Here is a 24,396-nt window from a genome sequence, read left to right on the forward strand (position 1 = left end):
CCGCCGCCCGCCGCCCGCCGCCCGCCGCCGGGCTGGTCGCGCGGTCCCCCGCGCCCCTGCGGGGCACCCCCGGGGCAACCGAACCGGGGGCGGCACCAAGGGCGACGTGATCGTCTGGGTGCCGCCGCAGTACCGGGAAGAAGGAGTACGCGCACATCCGCTTCCGGTGATGGGCATCTCGACCGGCGGGTACGGCGCCGCCCGGCCGGCACCGGCCTGCCCGGACCGGTTCGCGGCGGGTGCCGCGCTCGCCCCCGACGACCCGGCCAGGGGTCACCGGTCACCGCTGTGGCCCCCCCGCGCCACCCGCCCCGACACGGATCCGCTGGTGGAGAGCAGCCTCCAGGACCCGGAGAGCCCGCCGGAGTTCGGCGAGCCGACGAGCCGCGCGGTCACGGCGCCGAATGCGGTGACCACGCTGCGGATCGAGAAGGGCGGGCACAACCGGAAGACCCGGGGGCGGATGGTCCCCGCGGCCCTCACCTGGGTCAGCGCACGGATGGAGGCTCCGCGAGCCGTTCCCTTGGCCGCGTCCGCGACGCCCTGAATGCGTACCCTGCCCCTATGACTGACGCAACCGACGCACAGTACCGGGGCCAGGGCACCCCGGACCGCACTGTTGACGGCACCATCGACGACGCCCAGGAGGCCGCCGCCGCGGCGAACGCCGCAGCCGAATGCTCGCCCTACGGCACGGGCTGGCCCGAGCGGCGCACCGGGCCGGTGGTCCGGCGACGCCGGCAGGTCCAGGCCGACACCACCGACCAGCGGCTGCTGGACAGCCGCGGCCCGACGGACTGGGTGCACGGCGACCCGTGGCGGGTGATGCGCATCCAGTCGGAATTCGTCGAGGGCTTCGGCGCCCTGGCCGAACTCGGCTCCGCCATCAGCGTCTTCGGGTCCGCCCGCACCCCCGTCGACTCCGGCGAGTACCAGGCGGGCGTGCGCATCGGCCGCGCGCTGGCGGAAGCCGGATTCGCGGTCATCACCGGCGGCGGCCCCGGCGCGATGGAAGCGGCCAACCGGGGCGCCCTGGAGGCGGGCGGCGTCTCGGTCGGCCTCGGTATCGAGCTGCCCTTCGAGCAGGGCCTCAACCCGTACGTCGACATCGGCGTGAACTTCCGCTACTTCTTCGTGCGGAAGACGATGTTCGTGAAGTACGCGCGTGGTTTCGTGGTGCTGCCGGGCGGCTTCGGCACCCTGGACGAACTGTTCGAAGCGCTGACTCTGGTCCAGACCAAGAAGGTCACCCGCTTCCCGATCGTCCTGTTCGGCACGGACTACTGGGGCGGTCTCGCCTCGTGGATCCGCTCCACCCTGATCGCCGAGGGCAAGGCGTCCCCGCTGGACCTGGAGCTGTTCCACATCACGGACGACGTGGACGAGGCGGTGGAGCGGGTGACCAAGGAGTCGGCCTGACGCCCCCGTCTCCTCAGCCGATCGTCAGGCCGCCGCGGATGTCCCGGGCCTGGACGACGGTCCTGGCGTCGCCGTGGAAGTCGTCGGCCCCACGGACGCACCGCCGGCCGGCTGCCACAGGGACCGGCACTCCTCGCGGACGGCGGGATCGCGGGCGAACTCCTCGTCCGGCGCCGCCGCGACCTTCTCCTGGGACTCCCGCCGCTCCGTACGCCCCAGCCGCCGGGGTCGTGCGAGGCCGTGGCTGTACGAGCCGGCGCTATACGAGGCCGCGCCGGGCGACCGCGGGCTCGCGGTCGCCCCGGATCGCCGCCACCATGTCGAGGACCTGCCGGGTCTCGGGCACCTCGTGGACCCGGTAGACCTGTGCGCCGAGCCAGGCGGAGACCGCCGTCGTCGCCAGCGTCCCGATCAGCCGTTCCTTGACCGGCCGGTCCAGCGTCTCGCCGACGAAGTCCTTGTTGGACAGTGAGACCAGCACCGGCCACCCGGTCGCCGTCATCTCCGGCAGCCGCCGGGTCGCCTCCAGGGAGTGCCGGGTGTTCTTGCCGAAGTCGTGGCCCGGGTCGATCAGGATGCCGTCCCGGCGCACCCCGAGGGAGACCGCCCGCTCGGCGAGACCGCGGGTCACCCGCAGGATGTCGGCCATCACGTCGTCGTAGCCCACGCGGTGCGGGCGGGTACGGGGCTCGGCGCCGCCGGTGTGCGTGCAGACCAGGCCGACGCCGTACCGGGCGGCGACCTCGGCCAGTGCGGGATCGACACCGCCCCACGCGTCGTTGAGGAGGTCCGCACCGGCCTCGCAGACCGCCTCGCCGACCTCGTGCCGCCAGGTGTCCACGCTGATCACCACGTCCGGGTGGCGGCGGCGCACCTCGGCCACGAACGCGACCGTACGGCGGATCTCCTCGGCCGCCGACACCTCCGCGCCCGGTCCCGCCTTCACCCCGCCGATGTCGACGATCGCGGCTCCCTCGGCCACGGCGTGCGCGACCCGCTCCAGTGCCGGTTCGTCGCCGAACGTGGCGCCCTGGTCGTAGAACGAGTCGGGCGTCCGGTTGACGATCGCCATGATCACCGGCTCCCGCTCGCCGAATTCCCGGGTGCCCAGCCGAAGTGCCACTGCCGCTCCTCATCTCAGACTCATGCGATCGTGGCACGATCGTGCGTGACACGTAGGACCCGCCCCCGTGGGAGATCGACTTGTTCTGGTTCATGCTCGTCGCGCTGGTCGTGGTGGTCGCCGCGGTGGCCATGGCCGTACTCGGCGACGGCAGCGCGCTGAAGGACGCCGAGCCCGACCGGCTGGACGACCCGCTGCCCCCGGACCGGCCGCTGGCGCGCTCCGACATCGACGCGGTCCGGCTGCCGGTCGCGGTCCGCGGCTACCGGATGCTGGACGTGGACGAGGTGCTGGACCGGCTCGGCGCGGAACTGGCCGAGCGGGACGCCAGGATCGCCGAGCTGGAGGCGTCGCTGGCCGGGGCGCGGGCGACGCTCCTGAAGGACCTGCACGAGCAGCGCCCGCCGCAGGAGGGTCCGGAGTCCGGTGAGTGAGGCCGAGGCGGTGAGCGGGCGCGCGCCCGTCAGCGGGCCCGAGACCGTCCGGGCTCCCGAGCCGGGCGACGCGCCCGCGCCGGGGGCGGACGGCATCGCGGTCGGTGCGGACGGCCTGGCGCGGTGCGCCTGGGGGCTGTCCACGCCCGACTACGTGACGTACCACGACACCGAGTGGGGGCGGCCCGTGCACGGGGACGACGCCCTCTTCGAGCGGATCTGCCTGGAGGCGTTCCAGTCGGGTCTGTCCTGGATCACCGTCCTGCGGCGGCGCGAGGGCTTCCGGGCCGCGTTCGACGCCTTCAGGATCGACGCGGTGGCCGCGTTCACCGACGACGACCGGGAGCGGCTGCTCGCCGACCCCGGCATCATCCGCAACCGCGCCAAGATCGACGCCGCCATCGGCAACGCGGCCGCCGCGCGCGAGGTGCGCGACACCTACGACGGCGGCCTCGACGCCCTTGTCTGGTCCTTCGCGCCCGACCCGGCGACCCGCCCGGCGCCCCGCGGCCTCGCGGAGGTCCCGGCCACCACGCCGGAATCCCTCGCCCTCGCCAAGGACCTCAAGAAGCGCGGCTTCCGCTTTGTCGGGCCGACCACGGCGTACGCGCTGATGCAGGCGTGCGGTCTGGTCAACGACCACCTCGCACGCTGCTTCGCGCGCCCGCTCCGGCAGGAGTGACGCACCGGAAGACGTCACTTACCGCTGCCTATCGCCCCGCATAGTGCGGCGCCCGCTTCTCCACGAAGGCGCTGACCGCCGTGCGATGGTCCTGCGATGACCCCGCCAGCGTCTGGAACTCCTCCTCCTTGGCCAGCGCCTCGGGGAGGGAGTGGTCCGCGGCGAAGGCCAGGGACGCCTTGATCGCGGCGTACGCGACGGTGGGTCCGGCGGCCAGCCGGCGGGCCACCGCCTGCGCCTCGCCGGGCAGGTCGGCGGCCGGGACCACCCGGTGCGCGAGCCCGAGGGCAAGGGCCTCCTCGGCGCCCACGGAACGCGGGAAGAGCAGCAGGTCGGCGGCCCGGCCGTAGCCGATCAGCCGGGGCAGCGTCCACGACATCCCGGAGTCCGTGCTGAGCGCGACCCCGGCGAAGGCTGTGTTGAAGGAGGCGGTGTCCGCGACGATGCGGTAGTCGGCGGCGAAGGCGAACCCGGCGCCCGCGCCCGCGGCGACCCCGTTGACCCCGGCGACCACCGGCTTGGGCATGGTGGCGATGGCGGTGGCGATCGGGTTGTAGTGCTCGGCGACGGTGGCCATCCCGCCGCCCGCCGAGAGGACCCCCACGTGCTCCTTGAGGTCCTGCCCGACGCAGAAGGCCCGCCCGCTGCCGGTCAGCAGCACCGCCCGCACCGCCTCGTCGGAGCACGCCGCCCGCAGGGCGTCCCGCAGCGCGTTCTTGGCCCCCGTATCGAGGGCGTTCATCGCCTCGGGCCGGTTCAGGGTGACGGTCGCCAGCCCGTCGGTCACCTCGTACAGCACGCCGTCGCCCATCACGTAACCCCTTCGTCGCGGTGAGTGTCCTGTGAGTGTCCCGGCCAGGATGCCGGACATCGCAGGTGTCGGGCATGTGACGTACCTCAAGGACCCGGGCCGGCGAGAGGGGTCGCAAACCCCGGGCAACCGTGCTCTCCCGGCGAATTGGTCGGTTTTGTGGATGCCGAATGTCTAAGGAGTGGCACCGATGTTGGTCATCGGGTCGCGGGATGCGGGATAATGGCCGAGAACCAATGTGTTCGAGTCCGAGCTGGTTTCAGGAAGGGGAACGAGCATGGCGGCCATGAAGCCGCGGACGGGTGACGGCCCGCTCGAGGTGACCAAGGAGGGGCGGAGCATCATCATGCGCGTTCCGCTTGAGGGCGGCGGGCGGCTTGTTGTCGAGCTGACCCCGGACGAGGCGGATGCCCTCGGCGATGCGTTGAAGAAGGCCATCGCCTGAGACCAGCGCTCCCCGGAAATTCGTCGCGGCCACGTACAGGATCTGTACGTGGCCGCGCCCTCTTTTTGCCGCTGTCTCGCCTCCGGCCGCTTAGACCCGGTGTCGACGGTCGACCGTGCTCGATCGCTCGTTCCTCACGATCTCCGCGCGCTCTCCCTTTCGACACCGGCGCGGCCTTTGGCTCGACAGCTACAGGTCGACCGGGGGAGCCCCTCGATCCAGGCCCCCGGGCCCAGATCTTGGGGCCCTCGGTGCAGCCCTCGGGTCGGGCCCTTCCGGGTCGTGCTCTTGGGTCCGGGCCCTCCGGCCCGGAGCCCGTCGGACCGGTTCATCAGGTTCCGCGCCGCACCGCGCACAGGAGGCCGTCGTCCGTGGGCAGCAGTACCGGCGCCAGATCCGGGCTGTCCCGCACCGCGCGCATCAGTTCGCGCAGCCGCAGCGATTCCGTGTCCTGGTGGGCCGCGTCCAGCGCGCGGCCCTGGGCGAAGGCGCCCTCGAAACAGACCACGCCGCCCGGGCGCAGCAGCCGCAGCGACTCGGCGAGGTAGTCCGGGTACTCGACCCGGTCGGCGTCGCAGAAGACCAGGTCGTAGCCGCCGTCGGTGAGACGGGGCAGGACGGCGAGGGCGCTGCCGCAGATGAAGCGGGAGCGGTTGCCGGCGAACCCGGCCTCGCGGTACGCCTCCCGGGCCAGTTGCTGGCGGTCCGGCTCGGTGTCGACGGTGGTCAGCACGCCGTCCGGGCGCATGCCCCGCAGCAGGTGGATGCCGGACACCCCGGTTCCGGTGCCGATCTCGACCACCGACTTCGCGTCGCCCGCCGCGGCGATCAGCCGCAGCGCCGCTCCGGTGCCGGGCGAGACGGGTCTGAGACCGGCCGCGTGGGCACGGGCGCGGGCGCGTATCAGGGCGTCGTCCTCGGCGACGAACGCGTCGGCGAACGCCCAGCTCGCCTGCCGGTTGCCGGTAATGGCCCTCTCCCCGCCCTCTCCTCGTCCGCGACTGTGCCCGTCGACCGTGCGGCCTGACGCTCGCTGTGGCCCGCCCGGCGACTGTATCCGCTGGCGCCGGGAACCCGCCGATGGGACCAGGCGTTAGTGAGAGGTAAGGCAATGGGGGTAGGAGTGCCGTGAAGCCCTCCTTCCTCTCGGCAACAGCGCATTTATCCGGAGCTAACGGGCGAGGTGGATATGGTAGGGGCTCTACTGGTGACCACCGGAGCCGACAGGGGAGGTGCGGCTGGGGCCGGTGACCGGAAGGTGCTTTCGCGCTTTCGCCGGTCGGCCGGACAGCCGAAATCCGTGACCAACACCGCTGATGATCGTTCACGTGAAATCGACTCCGCCACCGCGACTTTCGCCACCGACGGAGACGCTCAGTCGTGGACGCCTCCGTCCTGGGAGGAGATCGTCAGTACGCACAGTGCCCGGGTGTACCGGCTGGCCTACCGCCTGACCGGCAACCAGCACGACGCGGAGGACCTCACCCAGGAGGTCTTCGTGCGGGTCTTCCGCTCCCTGTCCACCTACACGCCCGGCACGTTCGAGGGCTGGCTGCACCGCATCACCACCAATCTCTTCCTGGACATGGTGCGGCGCCGCCAGCGCATCCGGTTCGACGCCCTCGGTGACGACGCGGCGGAGCGGCTGCCCAGCCGCGAGCCGTCCCCCGCCCAGCACTTCAACGACACGCACTTCGACGCGGACGTCCAGCAGGCGCTGGACACCCTCGCCCCGGAGTTCCGCGCCGCCGTCGTGCTCTGCGACATCGAGGGCCTGTCGTACGAGGAGATCGCCGCGACGCTCGGCGTGAAGCTGGGCACGGTCCGCAGCCGCATCCACCGCGGCCGGTCCCACCTGCGCAAGGCTCTGGAACACCGGGCGCCCAGTGTGCGCCCGGACCCCGCGTTTGCTGCCATCGCACCGAAACCTGGCCTGGAGGGCGGGAGAGCGTGAGCAGTAGCGGTTCGGGCGAGCAGCGTTCGGCGCCCGCCGAGCAGCACCTTGGTGACCGGCTCGCCGCGTTCGTCGACGGCGAGCTGACCGACGACAGCCGGGACCGGGTCCTGGCCCACCTGGCGACCTGTCCGCAGTGCAAGGCCGCCGCCGCCGAGCAGCGGCGGCTCAAGAGCGTGGTCGCGGCCTCGGAGCTGCCCGCCATATCGGCCGACCTGCTCGCGCGGCTCCAGGGCCTGCCCGGCATGGACGGCGGCCCGGGTGACGACGGCGGGTCACCGGACGGGCACGACAGGCGTACGGAGGCCGGCGCGCGCTCATCCGGCCCGCGCCCCGGCTTCGGCTCGCACTCCGGGCCCTCGGGCCCTGACGCCGGCGCGGGTCCAGGCTCCGAGTCGGACTCCCGGCTCGGCTCGGGCGGGTGGCGCGGGCCGTTCGACGGCGGTCTGCTGGGCTCCGGGGTCTTCGGCGGCGGGCGGCGCGCGGAGTTCTCCTACCTGTCCCCGGGACGTGACCTGGTCGCGCCCGCGGACTCCCGCGCGCGCGGCTTCCGTATCCACGAGCTGGCCAGGGCCGCCGCGGCCACCGCGGCGGCGGACGGCGGTGCTCCCGGCGGTGCGGGCCCGGCAGGGGCCTCGCGCGGCCGGAGGTTCGCCTTCGCCGCGGCCGGGGCGTTCTCCATGGCGGCCATCGCCATCGGCGGCGCCCTGCCGATGGAGGCGATCAGCGGCGGCGCGGCCCGGCCCGACGAGGGGCCGGCGGTGAGCCCGTTCAACGCCAACTCGGTCTCCGACACCCGCGGGGCGATCCCCCGGCAGGCGCTGGACGCCCCCGCGGACGAGCCGCCGGTGGCGACGCCCGCGCCCGGCGGCGTGGCGTCGGCCACTTCGGTGTCGCTGACCAGGCCACTGCTCACGCCCGGCGCCGTCCCCCTGATGGACTCGGCGGGCACCGCCGTCGCCTCCGCGAGCAGCTCCTTCGTACTGCATTGAGGCGGCCGTGCCGAGGCGGTATCCGTGTCACTGTGGCTGACCCCTCACCCGGTGTCGACGTAGTGTTGTGCGGGCCACTCCCGCACCGCAGGTGGGGGCAGGTACCGTAAAGTCCGCCGGACCCTGCCTTCCCGGCTGCGGACGTCCCAAGGAGCTGCAAGGTGTTCTTCGACATAGGCCCGCTTGAGCTGGTCGCGCTCGTGGTCCTTGCCGTGCTCGTCTTCGGCCCGGACAAGCTGCCCAAGGTCATCCAGGACACGATGGCCTTCATCCGAAAGGTGCGGGAGTTCTCCGACAGCGCGAAGGAGGACATCCGGCGGGAGCTGGGTCCCGAGTTCAAGGACTTCGAGTTCGAGGACCTGAACCCCAAGACGTTCATCCGCAAGAACCTGATGAACGACGACGACGAATACGGGCTGAACGAGCTCAAGGACCTCCGTAACAGCTTCGACTTCCGCAAGGAGCTCGCCGAGGTCACGGACGCGGTGAACGGCGTGGAGCCAAGCGCTTCGGCTGCCCCGGGGGCCGCCGCCTCCGGGGCAGCCGGGTCCGCGGCGACCCCGGACCGGCTGCGCAAGAGGGACCGGCTCGACCCGGACGAGCCGCCGCCGTTCGACGCCGACGCGACCTGAGCCGGAGCGACCGGGCCGGAGCGACCCGGGCCGGCGCGGGTCGTGTCGGCGTGACCCGGGTCGGACGGACCTGACACGGCGCCACTCTCAGTCAATGTGAATGACCTTTTTCACCCGTTCGCATGAATTTTGACCGTGTGTTCGCCGTCACCCCACGCCGTTTCGCCCCCCGAATCCACCCAGGGTCGGGCAAGATGGCGAGTCGCCCAGAAGGGCATGGAGGAGGCACGACCCGTATGGAGACCAGGACCGGCAGCGCGCAGGGGGCGGTCGACGGCTACTTGATGGCCGACTTCCCGTGGTACGGGCTGGATGAGGCGTTCACCGGACGCCGCTGGCTCCACACGGTGGGGACGAGTGCGGACGGCACCGTCGAACACGGCTCGATAGGGCATGGCGACGAGCCGTCCCTGAAGGCGGCCCCGGCCGACCCGGAGGCACTGCGGTTCGCCGTCGTGGTCACCGTCGCCCGCCGCCCCGGCCGGCGCAGCGCCGACGGCACCGGAGTGCTGGAGGCCACCTCGGTGTCCTCGGCGGCCTGGCTGGCCGGCTCGGGGCTGCTGTCGTGCACCTGGCCCGCCCACATGGAGCGCTCGCTCCGCCAGGACTGGCTGGACCAGCAGACCGCCACGGCGTGGGACCTCGCGGACGACCTCGCCGGATCCGGCTGGTCCACCCTCACCCTTCCGGTCGACGGCGTGCCGACTCCGTTCCACTACCGCGAATCGGAGTACGGCTGGGTGCTGGCGGGCTCGGCCGACGGCGTGCACCTGGGCGGGTACGGGCGGGGCATGAGCGCGTACGGTCTCGGGCTCGCGGTGGTCAAGGACATCACCGCGTACGTGGACTGAACCGCACGCTGCCTCGCGGCGGAGACGGGGCGAGCCGTCCGGCTCCCCCCGTTCCGCCGTGGGGAGCCCCGACGGCCGCGGGGAGCCGGCGGGGACCCGGAGGGAAGCCGGGGGAAGCTGGGAAGCGCCTCAGAACTTGTTGCGCGGGGTGATGCCCAGCGACATCCCTGCCAGGCCCCGGGCCCGCCCGCCCAGCTTGCCCGCGACCGCGCGGAGGGCGGCACCGGCCGGCGACTCGGGGTCGGTGAGGGCGACCGGGCGGCCGTCGTCGCCGCCCTCGCGCAGCCTGATGTCGATCGGGATGCGGCCGAGGACCGGGACGGTGGTGCCCGTCGTACGGGACAGCCCCTCCGCGACCCGCTCGCCGCCACCGGTACCGAACACGTCGATCAGCTCGTCGCAGTGCGGGCACGGCATGCCCGACATGTTCTCCACGACGCCGACGATCTTCTGGTGGGTCTGCACGGCGATGGAGCCGGCCCGCTCGGCGACCTCTGCGGCTGCCTGCTGCGGGGTGGTCACCACCAGGATCTCCGCGTTCGGCACGAGCTGGGCCACCGAGATCGCGATGTCGCCGGTGCCGGGCGGCAGGTCGAGCAGGAGGACGTCCAGGTCACCCCAGTACACGTCGGACAGGAACTGCTGGAGCGCCCGGTGCAGCATCGGCCCGCGCCACACCACCGGGGCGTTGCCCGGCGTGAACATCCCGATCGAGATGACCTTCACACCGTTGGCCGCGGGCGGCATGATCATGTTCTCGACCTGCGTGGGACGGCCGTCCACCCCGAGCATGCGCGGCACGCTGTGCCCGTAGATGTCCGCGTCCACCACGCCCACCTTGAGCCCGTCCGCGGCCATCGCCGCCGCCAGGTTCACCGTGACCGAGGACTTGCCGACGCCGCCCTTCCCGGACGCGACCGCGTACACCCTGGTCAGCGAGCCGGGCCGGGCGAACGGGATCTCGCGCTCGGCCTGCCCGCCGCGCAGTGACGCCGCCAGTTCGCGCCGCTGCTCGTCGCTCATCACGTCCAGGGTGACCCGCACCGAGGTGACCCCGGGGACCTTCCCGACCGCCGTGCCGACCAGTGAGGTGATCGTGTCCCGCATCGGACAGCCCGAGACCGTGAGGTAGACGGTCACGGCGACCGTGCCGTCGGCGGCGATGTCCACGGACTTCACCATGCCGAGGTCGGTGATCGGCTTGTGGATCTCCGGGTCGTTCACCGTCGCGAGCGCGGAGCGCACGGCGTCGTCGGTCGGCGTCGGTGTCGAGCCGTACGTAGCGGTAGCCATACGACGATGGTACGGCGGTGCGTGCGGGCCGTTCAGCGGCCCCGGCCATCGGGTTCGTCACGCCGTTGCGGCGGTCGCGGCGGTCGCGGGGGGTGCTCGGCGCGCGGGGCGTGCGGGCCGTGCGCGTCGTGGGTGTGGTGGGTGCCGCGCGGGCCGCTGCCGTTGTACTGCCGGCCGTCGATCTCCTTGAGCAGGTCCTGGAGTTCGGAGCGGATCCAGTCCCGGGTGGCGACCTCCCCGAGATTGACCCGCAGCGCGGCGACCTCTCGGGTCAGGTACTCCGTGTCGGCGATGCTGCGTTCGTTCTGCGAGCGGTCCTGCTCCAGGTTGACCCGGTCGCGGTCGGCCTGCCGGTTCTGCGCGAGCAGGATCAGCGGGGCCGCGTACGACGCCTGGAGCGACAGCATCAGGGTCAGGAAGATGAACGGGTACTCGTCGAACCGCAGCGACCGTGGCGCGAAGACGTTCCACAGCACCCACATCACGATGGCGGCCGTCATCCAGACGATGAACCGCCCGGTGCCCAGGAAGCGCGCGATCCGCTCGGAGAACTTGCCGAACGCCTCCGGGTCGTACGCCGGCAGCGGGTTGCGGCGCGGCACCCGCGGCTGGTCCAGCCGGACCCGCGGCCGGGCCGTGGCGGTGGCGCCCGCGGGGTGCCGGGCCGCGGCGCGTTCCCGCTCGTCAGCGCTCATCGCGGGCCCCCGTGGTATCCGACGGGGCCGCCTCCGGGGCGCCTGCGCCGATCGCGCCGTGCAGTTCGGTCTCCCGCCAGTCCTCCGGCAGCAGGTGGTCCAGCACGTCGTCCACCGTGACCGCGCCCAGCAGCGAGCCGCTGTCGTCCACCACGGGCGCGGAGATCATGTTGTACGTGGCCAGGAAGCTGGTCAGCGCGGGCAGGCCGGTGTCCGGGGACAACGGCTGCAGGTCGGTGTCCACGATCGCCCCCAGCAGCGTGAACGGCGGATCGCGCAGCAGCCGCTGGAAGTGCACCAGGCCGAGGTACTTGCCGGTCGGCGTCTCGTCCGGCGGCCGGCACACGTAGACCTGCGCGGCGAGCGCCGGCGACAGATCGGGGTGCCGGATCCGGGCCAGCGCGTCCGCGACGGTGGCGTCCGGGCGCAGCACGATGGGCTCGGTGGTCATCAGCCCGCCCGCGGTCCGCTCCTCGTACGACAGCAGCCGCCGTACGCCCGCGGCCTCCTGCGGCTGCATCAGCGTCAGCAGCCGCTCCTGCTCCTCGGCGGGCAGCTCGGCCAGCAGGTCGGCGGCGTCGTCCGGGTCCATCGCCTCCAGCACGTCCGCGGCCCGCTCCTCCTTGAGCTTGCTGAGGATCTCCACCTGGTCGTCGTCCGGCAGCTCCTCCAGCACGTCCGCGAGCCGGTCGTCGTCGAGCGCCGCCGCGACCTCGCTCCGGCGCTTGGGCGACAGGTGGTGCAGTACGTTCGCCAGGTCCGCCGGGCGCAACCGCTCGAAGGTCGCCACCAGGTTCTCCGCGCCCTGGCCCTCCTCGGGCAGCCAGAACCCGCTGACCGACGACCAGTCGACGGTCAGCGTCTCCCCTTTGCGGCGCAGCCGGCCCCGTCCGCGCCGGACGAAGACCTTGTCGATCTCCCAGTCCCGGCGGGCGGGAAGCTGCACCATCGACACGTCCAGCACCGTCACCTCCTCGCCGACCTCCCCAGCGGCCTCCTCGCCCCGCTCGCCGCTCTCGCCCGCCGCCTGATCCGCCGCGTTCAGCTCCTCCGGGACCAGCCGGACCCGGCGGTCCAGCAGTTCGCCCAGGACCAGCGTCTCGGTCGGCCGCTGCTCGAAGCGCCGCATGTTCAGCACGCCGGTGGTGATCACCTGGCCCGACTCGACGCCGGTCACCCGGGTCATCGGCAGGAAGATCCGGCGGCGGCCCACCACCTCCACGACCAGGCCGAGCACGCGCGGCGGGCGCCCGCCGACCCGGAGCATCACCACCACGTCGCGGAGCCGGCCCACCGGGTCCCCGTTGGGGTCGAACACTGCGACACCTGCCAGATGCGACACGAAGACCCGGGCGGCGCCTGCGGCCATGAGGTGCCTCCTACCGGTCCGCGGAGGGCTGCTGCGGCCCATCGGTCATTCCCGGCCAGGCTACTCCCGGCGGATCTTGGCCGCTGTACGGGGAGCTCCGGCGGGACCGAGGCGGGCTCCGGCGGGGGCCGCAGGCCGGGCCGGGGACGGGGCGCGGCGGGGGACGACGCCGGGTGTCGCCGGGCCCGGGGTGGGTGTCGCCGGGTCCGGGACGGGGGGCCGTGGCGGGTGTCGCCGGGGCCGGGGCGGGGGTCCGGGGTGCCCCCCGGGAGTACCGTGCGGTAGCTTCTGCACCGCCCGCAGGAGCCGCCCCGCAGGAGGACGAGAAGACGTGTATTCCGGCCGCCGGACCGCCGCCGCCCTCGGAGTGCTCACCGCCGGAACCCTCCTCACCGGCTGTCTCGGCCTCGGCGGCGGTGACCCCGACGCGGGCACCAACGGCGTGGCCAGACTGCCCCCGGCGACGATCGAGGCGCAGGCCGAGTCGGCCGCCGCGGCCGCACCCACGGTCCGCCTCTCGGGCACGGTCACCAGCAACGGCCGGACCTACCGCCTCGACATGCGCCTGCGCCCCAACGGCGGCGTCGGCGAGGTCTCCACCGAGGGCAGCACCTTCCAGCTCCTCCGCGTGGACGCCGATCTCTACCTCAAGGCCAACGCCGATTTCTACGGAGCCGACGGCGACTCCAAGGACAGCAAGGCGGCTGCCGCCAAGCTCAACGGCAAATACGTCAGGGTGCCCCCGGGCGACCCGGCCTACCGCCAGTTCAGCGGCTTCACCGACAAGAAGGTCCTGCTCTCCGACCTTTTCGTGCTCGACGGCCCCCTCGCCCTCGGCGACCACCGCACGGTCGACGACACCAGGACCATCGCCCTCAACGCCACGGACGGCGGCTCCCTCGACGTCTCCCTCAACGGCCGCCCCTACCCGCTGCGTTACCAGCGCGCCGGCAACGCGGGCACCCTGAACCTCTCCGACTGGGGCGAGGACTTCACGCTCGTGGCCCCGGGCAAGGGGGAAGTGGTGGACTACGGGAAGGCGATCCTGCGGGAGTCGTGAACAAGCGCGCCGCCGAAACCGGGCCTGCCGGGCGACGGAACCAGCCTGCCCGGCGTTCGAGCGGCGAAGCGCCGGCCGGGCGACCGGACCGGGCCGGTCCAGCGAGGGAGAACGCAAGGGCGGGCGCGTCCCCCTACCCCTTGGACCGCCGGGCGGCCAGCAGGCGCGGGAGCCCCGCGGGGGCAGGGTGCCGCGTCGTGGCCGGGGTCGGCACGGGAGCCGCCGCGCCCGACGCGGTCGGCATCGCCCCCGGCTGCTCGGTGGGAGGCCCTTCCGGTGTCAGCCGGAAGACCTCGCACTCCCGCCGCCACCGCTCGACCACCCTCTCCCCGTCGGGCGCGTTCAGCCGCTTCCCCTTCAACTCCTCCACCGCCGCGGTCCACGGCTCACCGCCGGGCGCGAGCAGGCCGACCCGGGCGCCCCAGGTCACCAGCCGCCCGCCCTTGTCCTTGCTCCGCACGGTCACCGTGGCCGTGCCGCCGTCCGCGAGACCGGGCAGCGGCTGCTCGCCGGGCCCGCCGACCACGCACATCGCGCCGTCCACCCACGCGTGCCACAGCGCGCGCCCGTTCACCCACACCAGGCCGGACTTCTTGGTCGCCTCTTCCACAAGGGCGGCGGTCTCGGTCGTCATGCGCCCAGGGTAGGGCCTGGTCCGGACGACAGATCCCGGGCCTTACGCTGAAACGGTGACCGTCCCGCAGCGCACCGCAGCCGAGCCCCGCGGTACCCGGACGGGTGCGGCACCGACGGCCGCAGTGACGTCCGGGCGGGGGCTGGACCTCACCCTGCTCGCGGTCGCCGTCGCGGGTGTCTCCCTGTCGGCGCCGCTGATAGCGGCCACCACCGCGCCCGCGCTGGCCATCGCGTTCTGGCGCAACGCGATGGCGGTCGGCGTGCTCAGCCCGGTGGCGCTGTGGCGGCACCGCGGGGAGTTGCGGCGGATGGGGCGCAAGGCCCGGTCGCTGTCCCTGCTCGCCGGGATCGTCCTGGCCCTGCACTTCGGCCTGTGGCTGCCGAGCCTGAACATGACGTCGGTCGCCACCTCGACCGCGCTGGTCACCACGACCCCGGTCTGGACCACGCTCATCCTGCGGATACGCGGCCACCGCTCGCCCGGCCTGGTGTGGGCGGGCACGGCGCTCGCGGTCCTCGGTGTGGTCCTCCTCACCGGAATCGACCTGTCCACCGACACCCGCGCGCTGGTCGGCGACGCGCTCGCGCTGGGCGCGGGAATCGCCGCGGCCGGGTACGTGCTGCTGGGCGCGGAGGTACGGCGTACCGCGAGCACGACCGCGTACACGTATGTCTGCTACGGCACCGCCGCCGTCGTCCTGCTCGGCGCCTGCCTCGTCTCCGGCTCCGCGCTCGGCGGGTACGACGGCGCGACCTGGCTGAAGATCGCCGGGCTCACCGTGGCCGCGCAACTGCTCGGCCACTCGCTGCTGAACCGCGTGGTGCACGGGCTCGGCCCGTCCACCACCTCGACGGCGATCCTGCTGGAGACCCCGGGTGCGGCGCTGATCGCCGCGCTGTGGCTGGGCCAGACGCCGCCGGCCGCCGCGTACCCGGCACTCGCGGTGGTGCTGGCCGGCCTTGCCCTGGTGATCCTCGCCGGCCGCCGGAAGCCGTGAAGGGCTGACGCCCGAGCTCCTGGAGTGGGCGGCCGAGGGACGAGGCTGTCCGCGGAGGGAGTGAGCAGGAAGTCCGACCGGAAGCGCGGGGGAGGTGCCGGTGGACGCGGCCGGTAGCCGTACGCACCGGCGCTCCCGCCGCTACAGCCAGCCGTTGCGCCGGAACCCGCGGTGGATCGAGTAGCAGATCACCACGATGGCGACCAGCACCGCCGGGTAGCCGAACCTCCAGCGCAGCTCCGGCATCGTGTCGAAGTTCATCCCGTACACGCCGGTGATCATCGTGGGCACGGCCAGGATCGCCGCCCACGCGGTGATCTTGCGCATGTCCTCGTTCTGCACGACCGTGGCCTGCGCGAGGTTGGCCTGGAGGATCGAGTTGAGCAGGTCGTCGAAACCGACCACCTGCTCGTGGACGCGCGCCACGTGGTCGGCGACGTCGCGGAAGTACTTCTGGATCTCCGGGTCGACCAGCCGCATCGGCCGCTCGCCGAGCACCTGCATCGGCCGCAGCAGCGGGGACACCGCGCGCTTGAACTCCAGCACCTCCCGCTTGAGCTGGTAGATGCGGCCCGCGTCGCCGCCGCGCGAGGTCTTGCCGTTGCCGGCCGAGAAGACGTCGATCTCGACCTCGTCGATGTCGTCCTGGACGGCCTCGCTGACGGCCAGGTAGTCGTCCACCACCTGGTCGGCGATGGCGTGCAGGACGGCGGAGGGGCCCTTGGCCAGCAGCTCCGGGTCGTCCTCCAGACGGTGCCGTAGAGCGCGCAGCGAGCCGTGGCCGCCGTGCCGGACGGTGATGACGAAGTACCGGCCGGTGAAGACCATCACCTCGCCGGTCTCCACCACCTCGCTGGTGGCGGTGAGTTCGGCGTGTTCCACGTAGCGGATGGTCTTGAAGACAGTGAAGAGCGAGTCGTCGTACCGCTCCAGCTTGGGCCGCTGGTGGGCGTGGACCGCGTCCTCGACGGCGAGCGGGTGCAGCCCGAACTCCTCGGCGATGCCCGCGAACTCCTGCTCGGTCGGCTCGTGCAGCCCGATCCACACGAAGCCGTCGCTGCCGTCGCACTGCTCGTTGGGCCGGCCGGCCCGTACGGCGTCCAGGGCCTCGCGCAGGGGCACGCTGTCGCCGCACCGGACGCCGTCGCGGTAGACGGCGCAGTCGACGACGGCGCTGGGGGCGGCGGTGGCGCGAAGGGGGCCGTAATCGTAGGGCGCGGTGTGCTTGCGCAGGGTGGGGCGCAGCGCGGGGCGTACGACAGCGCGCAGATCACGGATCATCGACATGGCAAGCTCCTTCACGGACTGGCCGACGGCACACGCCGCACTGAAATGCTGATCAGGGCCACTGGGCGATCACGAGGCAGTTCAGGGCGCTCTTCCGGTGCGGGCCGACTCCGCGGGCACGCCGTGCGGTCACACGTTCTCGCGTTTCACGGCCGGAGGGCCGGGTAGGAAACGCGGGGGCTCAGCGGGCGGGGTGGTGCCGGGAAGAGCTGCCGGTACTGCACGGTCGACTCGGATCCATGTCAGTCCCCACCTCCTCCGGCCGGTCCCCGCTGAGGGATGACGTGCGTGAGCGCCCCACTGTAGCAAGCCTGTGCAACCGGGACCCAGCGGTCGGCGGGTTCGGTGCGCGGTCTTTACCCGGCGTTGGGGCGGGCCTGGCTCGGGCGACGCCGCTTGTGACCGGCCGGGCGCGGGTGGGAGCGGTGGTTTCGGACCGGGCCCCGTCCGCTCTTTTCCGCGCGGGCCCGCGCTCGCCGCCTATGCTCCCGGGTATGGCAGATGTCCTGGCCCTGGTCGAGGCGCGGCTGCACGCCGCCTTCGGCGAACCCGACGCGCGCGCCGCGGTCACCTTCCTGGGCGCCGAACGCATCGAAGTGCTCCGCTTCACCGACGGTGACCTGCTGCGGTACGCCACGCTCGGCATGTCGGCCCAGCCCATGAACGACCCCCTCGCGACGGTGACCGACGCGGAACGCGGTCCCCGCGCCGAACTCCTGCTCTCCGTACGCGCCGGCGCCGCCGACACCGACAAGGTCCTCCGCCCGCTCGCCGTCCTCGCGGCGTCCCCCCAGGTGGAGGGCGTCGTCGTCGCCCCCGGTAACTCCCTGGACCTCGGCGATCCGCTCTGGCCCGGCGCCCCCTTCTCCGCCGTCCTGGTCGCCGAACCCGGCGGCCTCGTCCCGGACCTCCCCCTCGACGCCCCCATGGACCCGGTCCGCTTCCTCCCCCTCCTCCCCCTCACCCCCAACGAAGCCGCCTGGAAACGCGTCCACGGTGCCCCCGCCCTCCATGACCGCTGGCTCACCCACGGCACGGACCTGCGCGACCCGCACAGGGGTTCGGTGCGGCTGGACGACTGAGGCCGGCGCCCGCCCGGCCGGTTTCCACTCTCCACAGGGCGTCCGCTGCCTTGTCGCCGTATGTGTGCCCCCGGCCCGGGACGGCCGGGTGTGGTTCCCCGGCTGGGACGGACGAGCGTGTGTGCCTCCCCGGCCCGGGACGGCCGGGCGTGGCCCGGTGTCACTGGGCCACACCCATCCGTCCGCTCGGTCACCACGGCGGAGCTCGCGGTGACCGCTCGGGTCCGGACGGGTGATCGTCTTGACGCGGGCACGCGGCTGGAGGACCGTGGAGCGTTATGAGGGGCGAACCCAGTTGCCCGAAGTGCGGTGGCAGGGTCAGAGCGCCCGGCCTCTTCTCCGACTCCTGGCAGTGCGAGGCACACGGGACGGTGTACCCACTGCAACCCGTCGTACCGCCGAGCATCGAAGGGCTCGGTGTTGTGGTCGGCCGTTCGCGCGTTCCGGTGTGGATGCCGTGGCCGCTGCCGGTGGGCTGGCTGTTCTCCGGGGTGAGCGTGGCGGGTGACGACCGAAGCGGCGGGCGGGCCACCGCGGTCGCCTGCTCGGGCCCGGGACCGCTCGGCGGCCCCGGCGAGCTGATCCTCGTCGCGGAGGAGCTGGGCGTCGGCCTCGGCGCCCGTTACGCGGGTATCCGCGGCCTCGACCCCGGGCCCAGCATGTGCGTCGACAAGCCGCCGCATGCCAAGGTGCTGGCCGCGGGGCGCCCCACCGCGCTCTGGCATGTCCGCGGCGCGCCGGACGACCGGGTGGTCTTCGCGGGCGAGGCCCGCGGGCTGTGGCTGTGGGCGGTCGTCTGGCCCGAGGAGACGGGGCTGCTGATGTACGACGAACTGGTGCTGACCGATCTGCGGGACGGGGGAGCGGAGTTCGACATGCTGCCCTGCGGGGCGTTGTCGCCGCGCCTGCTCGCGTGAGCGCCGCGGAATACGGCGAGGTGGTCCCCCGTTCATGCGGTTGAATGTTTGACCAATTGACGGGAGGGGAGCCCGCATGACCGACAGGTTCAACAGCTACCGCCCCGACGGCGAACCCACCGCTGACCGCTGGGCGGGCGCGCTGCACCTCTTCGACGACGCCGGTGGCTCCGCCGCGATCAGCGAGGAGACCCCGGCGCAGCGCTGGGAGCGGGCCGAGCTGCTCTTCGCGGACAAGAAGTACGCGGAGGCGGCGAAGCTGCTCGTCGGTGTCGTCGGTGAATTCCCGGAGCACGTGGCCGCCCGGCTGCTGCTGGCGCGGGCCTACTACCACTCCGCGCAGCTCCGCCGGGCCGAGGAAGAGCTGCGCGCGGTCATCGAGCGCGACCCGGTCGAGCACTACGCACATCTGATGCTCGGCCGCACCCTGGAACGCCAGGGGCGGGGCGAGGAGGCGGCGCCGTGGCTGCGGATGGCGGGCGCGCTCGCCGGAGAGGCGGGGGCGTAGGGCGGGACCTGCGCTCGTAGCCCGGAAGGGGCGAGCCCTATCCTTGGGTTCGCCCCCCTCCGCCCGTCCTCTGGAGTCCCGTCCGTGCGCATCGACCTGCACACCCACTCGACGGCCTCCGACGGTACGGACACCCCGGCCGAGCTGGTTCGCAACGCCGCCGCGGCCGGGCTGGACGTCGTCGCCCTCACCGATCACGACACGGTCGGCGGGTACGGCGAAGCGACGGGCGCGCTACGGGAGTTGGGCGCCCCTCTCACCCTGGTGACCGGGGCCGAGCTGTCCTGCCGCGTTCAGGGGATCAGCATGCACATGCTGGCCTACCTCTTCGACCCGGACGAGCCGGAGCTCTACCGCGAACGCGAACTCGTACGCGACGACCGGGTGCCCAGAGCGCGCGCCATGGTCGCCAAGCTCCAGGAGTTGGGTGTGCCGGTGACGTGGGAACGGGTGGCGCGGATCGCCGGGGACGGCTCGGTGGGACGGCCGCACATCGCCACGGCGATGGTGGAGTCGGGTGTGGTGGGCAGCGTTTCCGAGGCGTTCACGACGCAGTGGCTGGCGAACGACGGGCGGGCGTACGTGGCCAAGCACGAACTGGATCCGTTCGAGGCGGTGCGGCTGGTGAAGGCGGCGGGGGGCGTGACGGTTTTCGCGCATCCCGGTGCGCACAAGCGCGGGCGGACGGTGCCGGACGAGGTGACGGTGCAGCTCGCGGCTGCGGGGCTGGACGGGATCGAGGTCGACCACATGGATCACGACGGGGCGACCCGGGCGAGGCTGCGGGGGCTGGCGGCGGAGCTCGGGCTGCTGGTGACCGGGTCGAGCGATTACCACGGGAGCCGCAAGGTGTGCGGGCTCGGTGAGTGGACGACGGACCCCGAGGTGTACCGGGAGATCGCGCGCAGGGCGACGGGGGCGGAGCCGATCACCGCGGTCTAGGTACGGCGCCTCGTAGAGGGGTCGGGCCCTCCGAGTGGGGGTCCGAAATCGTGTGTGTACGGGCCTGGCGGCCCACACATGCACGGCAGCATTTCGGACTCCCACGTCTCCGACCCCTCCCGCTCCCGACGCTTACGAGCTTGCGGCGCGTCTTGCTGCCTGCGGGTCCCGATGCCGCCTGCGGGCGTCCTTCGTTTCCTACCGGGTCCGTTACCCGCTCGCCTGCGGCCCCTTCCCGCAGGTTCGTTGTCGCCTGCGGCCTCGCCCGCACAGGGTTGTCGCTGCTCGTGCTGGTGCTTCCTCTCCTACGGGGTCCGGTGTCGCCTGCTGCCGGGGCCCGGTGTTGTCCCGTCGTTCATCCCTGTCACGAAAGAGTTCGCTGCCATGTTTGACCTCACCCTGTTCGGGTCCGTCTTCTTCACCCTGTTCGTGATCATGGACCCACCCGGGATCACGCCGATATTCCTCGCGTTGACGTCGGGGAGGGCGGGGAAGGTGCAGCGGCGGATGGCGTGGCAGGCAGCGTTCGTCGCGTTCGGAGTGATCGCGGTGTTCGGGGTGTGCGGGCAGCAGATACTGGACTATCTGCATGTGTCGGTGCCGGCGTTGCGGGTGGCCGGAGGGTTGCTGCTGCTGTTGATCGCACTGGATCTGCTGACCGGGAAGGCGGACGAGCCGGCGCAGACCAAGGACGTGAATGCGGCGCTGGTGCCGTTGGGGACTCCGCTGCTCGCCGGACCGGGGGCGATCGTGACGGTGATTCTGGCGGTGCAGCACGCCGACGGGTTCGGGCAGCAGGCCTCGGTGTGGGTGGCCATCGCCCTGATGCATGTCATCTTGTGGGTGACCATGCGGTATTCGCTGGGGATCATCCGGCTGATCAAGGAGGGCGGAGTGGTCCTGGTGACCCGGCTGTCCGGGATGCTGCTGTCCGCCATCGCCGTCCAGTCGGTCGCCAACGGGGTCTTCGGATTCGTGCACGGCGAGGGCTGACGCCCGAGCTCCTGGAGTGGGCGGCCGAGGGACGAGGCCACCCGCGGAGGGAGTGAGCAGGAAGTCCGACCGGGAACGCTGTGGGGCTGACGCCCGAGCTCCTGGAGTGGGCGGCCGGGGGACGAGGCCACCCGCGGAGGGAGTGAGCAGGAAGTCCGACCGAAGAGGCGAGGGCTGACGTGAGTATCTCTGTCCTGCGGGGACAGTCGTGACGCCGTTGCGCGACTGCGGAAAGGGCCTAACCGCGGCGGTCTGGACCGATCAGCGCGAGGTGGGCTTCCGCCGAGCGGGAGAAGCTGTCCAGGATCGCTTTGCCCTTGGCCTCGGTGGCCAGCGACGGTCGGCCGATGATGCCGGTGGTCGTGTAACCGGCCATGCCCAAGGTGAGCAGGTGCGGCCGGTGGGGTGCCGAGTGGTCGGTCGCTTCGATGCCTTCGCCTACAAGGTGGGGTGCACCGTGAAGCAGGAGGGAGACCTCGAACTCCCCGCCGTGCATGTCCTCGCCGGAACCGCTCTCCAACCCCGCGTCGATGCGGGCCCGGGAGCGGTCTTCGTGCACCGGGAAGAGCGCGATGCGCGGGCCCCTGACGTTGATCTCCTGCGCAACGTTCGACAGGACGTAGTTGCCGCCGTGCCCGCTGACGATGAGCAGGCCGAAGGTGCCCGCTGCTTCGAGTGACTGCCAGATGTCGTTGACCATCGCGTACAGCGTGGGTGCGCTGATACTCACGGTGCCGGCCATGGGGGCGTGCTCGTGCGAGCAGGAGATGGTGACATCGGCCCAGGTTCCCCTGAGCTACTCGCAGTTGCGGACCGTTCCCTCACGCGGGTTGCCTGCTCGGTTTGCTGACGCTGCGTCGATCGGGCGTGGTGCGCGTCTTTGACGGGAGCTACCGGCTGGGTGGCCGGCGGTGGTTGGGGTCGCGGGCCCAGTGCCGTATGGCGGCGACGTGGCGCCTCTTGGCCGCTGTCGTCCTCGCGGTTTCGCCGCGGGCGGGCTGGAGGACCCACATGGGTGACCAGCGGTTGCGGCCGCGCGCATCGGTCCAGCGCACTGCCGGGTAGTCCGTGATCCCGGTGATGCTCTTCCGCGGAATCACCCGCGTCCACAGCCAGCCCCGTACGGTCAGCTCGCCGTTCCCACAGACGACACCGGCCCTGTATCCCCGGACTGCGAGGGCGGTGAACGCGACCAGGGCCGGCAGGGCCGCCAGGCGTGGGTACGCACCGGTGGCCTGAGCCTCGTAGGCGATGGTGACGGCAGCCGGCAGCGCGCCCAGGCAGCTGTTCGCCACCCGGTTCGATCTCGACGGCGCCACCTCCATGACAGCCCCCTCCTCCTGCCGGGGTCAGCCTACGGGACCGGCCCGCGCGCGGCGTCGACGGGACCCGTCCGGGGAACGGGTGGCGGCTGTTGGCCGGTGGTGCGCCGGGCTGGGGCGGCAGGGAGGGGCTGGGGCCTGCGGGATACGGGAACGGGCCGCGAGGGGAAACGGAAGCGCCCCGTACGGCCGGCGGTACGGGGCGCTGTTCGTCGAGGTGGGATCAGAGTCTTCGGCGGGCGGATTCAGTCTTCGGCGGGGCGGATGTAGATGCGCTGGCCCATGGCGGCGGCCTGTTGCACGATCTTGTTGACGGCGGAGGCTTCTACGACGGTGCTGTCCACGGCGTTGCCGTTGCGGTCGTCGAGTCGCATGATCTCAAAGCGCATGGAGCTTCTCCCTTCGTCGCGCGTTACATGTGTAGTCAACGAACCCCCCCTTCTAACTATTCCTTGTCCTAAAGAAATTCTTAACCGCTTGAACTACTCGGGGGTGGCGGTCCAGAAGGCGACGAGTGCCGCAGCCGTCTCCGCGGGCCGCTCCGCGTTCGGGGAGTGTTCGGCGCCCTTGATCACGACACGCCGTGCGTTCAGCCGGTCCGCCATCGCGTCCAGCCAGGGCACCGGCCAGGCGTAGTCCACCTCGCCGGAGAGTACGAGCTTCGGCAGGGGTAGGGCGGCCAGTTCGGCCACTCGGTCGGGTTCGGTCATCAACTGCTTCGCGGTGGCGATCAACTGCTCGGGAACGGTGGCCACCCAGCGACGGTGCAGGAACTCGTCGAGCCAGGCGGGCGTGCCCGGTTCCTCGCCGTTCTCCGCGTCCGCGGCGCGCAGCGCCCGCCAGGCGGTCTCCATGTCGATCACCGGAAGGTAGTCCACGAGCTGTCGGGTACGGGCCTGCTGTTCGGCGGAGATCGCGGCCGGGCCCGAGCTCATCAGGGTCAGCGACGCCCACGGCCCGGGACCGTCCGCGAGCACCGCGGCCCGTACGAGGTGGCCGCCCAGCGAGTGGCCCAGCAGATGCAGCGGACCAGGACCGTCCGCGCTCGCCAGCGCCGCGGCCTGGGCGGTCACGTCCGCGGCGAGTTCCGCCTGCGCGTACGTGGCTTCCGTACGCGGGCCCCCCGACTCGTGCTGGCCGCGGCCGTCCACCGCGACGATCCGGAAACCGGCCGCCGTCAGCGGGGGGAGCAGATCGAGGAAGTCTTCCTTGCTGCCGGTGAACCCGGGGACGAGCAGCGCGGTGCCGCGTGCGGGCACGTTCGGGTCCGGAACGGCGTCCAGCACCGCGAACGACCCGCGGGCCGTCTCCAGCCGACGGGCTGAAACGTTTTCCGGCAACTCCAGGGAAGTCGGTCGACTCATGCCGTGAGATTACGCGTCGCTGATGTCCGTTACGTTGCCACTCGGTGGTTCGGCTCGCCGTCATTCCCCCGGCCGGGTAATTCCCGCCGTCCGCGCGGGCAGACCGAAGCCCCCGGCCGGTTCGATCCGGCCGGGGGCTTCGTGTCGTACGGTGCCGCGCTCGCTCGTCAGCCGCGCGCGGTCTCCGCCTCCGCCGCCGCGGCGGGCGCGGGGACGGCGGCGGCCTTGCGGGTGCGGCGGCGGGGGGCCGTGGGGGCCGCCTCGGTGACGGTCTCGGGTGACACCGCGGGCGCCGGCACGTCGGCGACGGCCTTGCGGGTGCGGCGGCGGGGCGCCTTGGGGGCCTCCTCGGCGGTGCTGTCTGCCGGGGCTGCCGGGGTGACGGCGGCGGGCACGTCGGTGACGGCCTTGCGGGTGCGGCGCCGGGGCGCCTTGGGGGCCTCCTCGGCGGGCGCCTCCGAAACGGCCGGTTCCGTCACTGCCGGCTCGGTCACCGTCGGCTCCGCGACGACCGCTTCAGCCGTCCCGGCCGGCGGTGTGCCCGTGCGGGTGCGACGGCGGCGGCGGGGAGTCCGCACCGCCTGCTC

Annotated in this window: 27 protein-coding genes and 2 pseudogenes; 16 read left to right on the forward strand and 13 right to left on the reverse strand. The window is 72.6% G+C overall.

Annotated elements, in window-relative coordinates; translation table 11 throughout:
• Nucleotides 1-547 (forward strand): annotated as a pseudogene (locus VIW71_RS07165) (hypothetical protein); the annotation flags it as partial.
• Between the two features lie 17 nt (nt 548-564).
• Complete coding sequence (locus VIW71_RS07170; RefSeq protein ID WP_331621153.1) at nt 565-1,419, forward strand: TIGR00730 family Rossman fold protein; 855 nt, start codon at nt 565-567, stop codon at nt 1,417-1,419.
• Between the two features lie 259 nt (nt 1,420-1,678).
• Here the strand turns inward: VIW71_RS07170 and folP are convergent, their stop codons facing one another.
• Entirely contained in the window at nt 1,679-2,491 is an 813-nt protein-coding gene (gene folP / locus VIW71_RS07175) for a dihydropteroate synthase (protein ID WP_331621178.1), read from the reverse strand.
• A gap of 131 nt (nt 2,492-2,622) precedes the next feature.
• Between folP and VIW71_RS07180 the strand changes: the two genes are divergently transcribed.
• Together VIW71_RS07180 and VIW71_RS07185 are read left to right on the forward strand one after the other, a co-directional pair.
• Nucleotides 2,623-2,976 carry a DivIVA domain-containing protein gene (locus VIW71_RS07180; protein WP_331621154.1) on the forward strand — a complete coding sequence of 118 codons (354 nt, stop codon included), beginning with the start codon at nt 2,623-2,625 and terminating at the stop codon, nt 2,974-2,976.
• A gap of 94 nt (nt 2,977-3,070) precedes the next feature.
• A complete protein-coding gene (locus VIW71_RS07185) occupies nt 3,071-3,658 on the forward strand; it encodes a DNA-3-methyladenine glycosylase I (RefSeq protein ID WP_331621179.1) in 588 nt (195 codons plus the stop codon).
• 28 nt (nt 3,659-3,686) lie between these two features.
• Here the strand turns inward: VIW71_RS07185 and VIW71_RS07190 are convergent, their stop codons facing one another.
• A complete protein-coding gene (locus VIW71_RS07190; protein WP_331621155.1) occupies nt 3,687-4,469 on the reverse strand; it encodes an enoyl-CoA hydratase/isomerase family protein in 783 nt (260 codons plus the stop codon).
• A gap of 277 nt (nt 4,470-4,746) precedes the next feature.
• On the opposite strand from VIW71_RS07190, the gene VIW71_RS07195 reads away from it, so the two are divergent.
• The gene (locus VIW71_RS07195; RefSeq protein ID WP_069464762.1) at nt 4,747-4,914 is read left to right on the forward strand and encodes a DUF3117 domain-containing protein; all 168 of its coding nucleotides are present in this window, start codon (nt 4,747-4,749) and stop codon (nt 4,912-4,914) included.
• Between the two features lie 331 nt (nt 4,915-5,245).
• On the opposite strand, the gene VIW71_RS07200 is transcribed toward VIW71_RS07195, so the two are convergent.
• Nucleotides 5,246-5,884 carry an O-methyltransferase gene (locus VIW71_RS07200; RefSeq protein ID WP_331621180.1) on the reverse strand — a complete coding sequence of 213 codons (639 nt, stop codon included), beginning with the start codon at nt 5,882-5,884 and terminating at the stop codon, nt 5,246-5,248.
• Between the two features lie 219 nt (nt 5,885-6,103).
• Between VIW71_RS07200 and sigE the strand changes: the two genes are divergently transcribed.
• The 4 genes from sigE (at nt 6,104) to VIW71_RS07220 (ending at nt 9,343) form a co-directional block, all read left to right on the forward strand.
• On the forward strand, nt 6,104-6,868 hold the full coding sequence (gene sigE / locus VIW71_RS07205; protein ID WP_331621157.1) for an RNA polymerase sigma factor SigE: 765 nt from the start codon (nt 6,104-6,106) through the stop codon (nt 6,866-6,868).
• Nucleotides 6,865-7,860, forward strand: a complete 996-nt coding sequence (locus VIW71_RS07210; protein ID WP_331621158.1) for a zf-HC2 domain-containing protein — start codon at nt 6,865-6,867, stop codon at nt 7,858-7,860. The genes sigE and VIW71_RS07210 overlap by 4 nt, the downstream gene beginning before the upstream one ends.
• A gap of 161 nt (nt 7,861-8,021) precedes the next feature.
• Nucleotides 8,022-8,492 (forward strand): sec-independent translocase, encoded by a 471-nt coding sequence (locus VIW71_RS07215; protein WP_331621159.1) that lies wholly within the window; start codon nt 8,022-8,024, stop codon nt 8,490-8,492.
• A gap of 236 nt (nt 8,493-8,728) precedes the next feature.
• Entirely contained in the window at nt 8,729-9,343 is a 615-nt protein-coding gene (locus VIW71_RS07220) for a hypothetical protein (protein WP_331621160.1), read from the forward strand.
• Between the two features lie 129 nt (nt 9,344-9,472).
• On the opposite strand, the gene VIW71_RS07225 is transcribed toward VIW71_RS07220, so the two are convergent.
• The 3 genes from VIW71_RS07225 to VIW71_RS07235 are packed head-to-tail and all read right to left on the reverse strand — an operon-like array spanning nt 9,473 to nt 12,700.
• Nucleotides 9,473-10,636: an Mrp/NBP35 family ATP-binding protein gene (locus VIW71_RS07225; RefSeq protein ID WP_331621161.1), complete on the reverse strand. Its 1,164-nt coding sequence runs from the start codon at nt 10,634-10,636 to the stop codon at nt 9,473-9,475.
• A 32-nt stretch (nt 10,637-10,668) separates the two neighbouring features.
• Entirely contained in the window at nt 10,669-11,331 is a 663-nt protein-coding gene (locus VIW71_RS07230) for a DUF1003 domain-containing protein (RefSeq protein ID WP_331621162.1), read from the reverse strand.
• On the reverse strand, nt 11,321-12,700 hold the full coding sequence (locus VIW71_RS07235) for a magnesium transporter MgtE N-terminal domain-containing protein (RefSeq protein WP_331621163.1): 1,380 nt from the start codon (nt 12,698-12,700) through the stop codon (nt 11,321-11,323). The genes VIW71_RS07230 and VIW71_RS07235 overlap by 11 nt, the downstream gene beginning before the upstream one ends.
• A gap of 331 nt (nt 12,701-13,031) precedes the next feature.
• Here VIW71_RS07235 and VIW71_RS07240 point away from each other — a divergent pair, with 331 nt between their 5' ends.
• Nucleotides 13,032-13,760 (forward strand): hypothetical protein, encoded by a 729-nt coding sequence (locus VIW71_RS07240; RefSeq protein ID WP_331621164.1) that lies wholly within the window; start codon nt 13,032-13,034, stop codon nt 13,758-13,760.
• Nucleotides 13,761-13,893: 133 nt separating this feature from the next.
• On the opposite strand, the gene VIW71_RS07245 is transcribed toward VIW71_RS07240, so the two are convergent.
• Complete coding sequence (locus VIW71_RS07245; RefSeq protein ID WP_331621165.1) at nt 13,894-14,394, reverse strand: hypothetical protein; 501 nt, start codon at nt 14,392-14,394, stop codon at nt 13,894-13,896.
• A gap of 55 nt (nt 14,395-14,449) precedes the next feature.
• Between VIW71_RS07245 and VIW71_RS07250 the strand changes: the two genes are divergently transcribed.
• Entirely contained in the window at nt 14,450-15,394 is a 945-nt protein-coding gene (locus VIW71_RS07250; protein ID WP_414720684.1) for a DMT family transporter, read from the forward strand.
• Between the two features lie 141 nt (nt 15,395-15,535).
• Here VIW71_RS07250 and VIW71_RS07255 read toward each other — a convergent pair whose 3' ends face one another.
• Entirely contained in the window at nt 15,536-16,681 is a 1,146-nt protein-coding gene (locus VIW71_RS07255; RefSeq protein WP_331621166.1) for a magnesium and cobalt transport protein CorA, read from the reverse strand.
• A gap of 494 nt (nt 16,682-17,175) precedes the next feature.
• Between VIW71_RS07255 and VIW71_RS07260 the strand changes: the two genes are divergently transcribed.
• From VIW71_RS07260 to VIW71_RS07280, 5 genes are all read left to right on the forward strand, one after another.
• Nucleotides 17,176-17,763 (forward strand): suppressor of fused domain protein, encoded by a 588-nt coding sequence (locus VIW71_RS07260; protein WP_331621167.1) that lies wholly within the window; start codon nt 17,176-17,178, stop codon nt 17,761-17,763.
• Between the two features lie 278 nt (nt 17,764-18,041).
• Entirely contained in the window at nt 18,042-18,680 is a 639-nt protein-coding gene (locus VIW71_RS07265) for a DUF6758 family protein (RefSeq protein ID WP_331621168.1), read from the forward strand.
• A gap of 76 nt (nt 18,681-18,756) precedes the next feature.
• On the forward strand, nt 18,757-19,188 hold the full coding sequence (locus VIW71_RS07270; protein ID WP_331621170.1) for a tetratricopeptide repeat protein: 432 nt from the start codon (nt 18,757-18,759) through the stop codon (nt 19,186-19,188).
• Nucleotides 19,189-19,272: 84 nt separating this feature from the next.
• On the forward strand, nt 19,273-20,130 hold the full coding sequence (locus VIW71_RS07275) for a PHP domain-containing protein (protein WP_331621171.1): 858 nt from the start codon (nt 19,273-19,275) through the stop codon (nt 20,128-20,130).
• Nucleotides 20,131-20,514: 384 nt separating this feature from the next.
• Nucleotides 20,515-21,123, forward strand: coding sequence for a MarC family protein (locus tag VIW71_RS07280; RefSeq protein WP_331621172.1), 609 nt, complete (start codon nt 20,515-20,517; stop codon nt 21,121-21,123).
• Nucleotides 21,124-21,361: 238 nt separating this feature from the next.
• On the opposite strand, the gene VIW71_RS07285 is transcribed toward VIW71_RS07280, so the two are convergent.
• The 5 genes and pseudogenes from VIW71_RS07285 to VIW71_RS07305 form a co-directional block, all read right to left on the reverse strand.
• On the reverse strand, nt 21,362-21,892 hold the full coding sequence (locus tag VIW71_RS07285) for a creatininase family protein (protein WP_414720685.1): 531 nt from the start codon (nt 21,890-21,892) through the stop codon (nt 21,362-21,364).
• Nucleotides 21,893-22,013: 121 nt separating this feature from the next.
• Nucleotides 22,014-22,448, reverse strand: coding sequence for a hypothetical protein (locus tag VIW71_RS07290; RefSeq protein ID WP_331621175.1), 435 nt, complete (start codon nt 22,446-22,448; stop codon nt 22,014-22,016).
• 242 nt (nt 22,449-22,690) lie between these two features.
• On the reverse strand, nt 22,691-22,834 hold the full coding sequence (locus VIW71_RS07295; RefSeq protein WP_331621176.1) for a hypothetical protein: 144 nt from the start codon (nt 22,832-22,834) through the stop codon (nt 22,691-22,693).
• A 93-nt stretch (nt 22,835-22,927) separates the two neighbouring features.
• Complete coding sequence (locus VIW71_RS07300) at nt 22,928-23,809, reverse strand: alpha/beta fold hydrolase (RefSeq protein WP_331621177.1); 882 nt, start codon at nt 23,807-23,809, stop codon at nt 22,928-22,930.
• 167 nt (nt 23,810-23,976) lie between these two features.
• Nucleotides 23,977-24,396 (reverse strand): annotated as a pseudogene (locus VIW71_RS07305) (ATP-dependent helicase); the annotation flags it as partial.

The sequence above is a fragment of the Streptomyces sp. genome, assembly GCF_036524955.1.
In the GTDB taxonomy this organism is placed as follows: Bacteria; Actinomycetota; Actinomycetes; order Streptomycetales; family Streptomycetaceae; genus Actinacidiphila.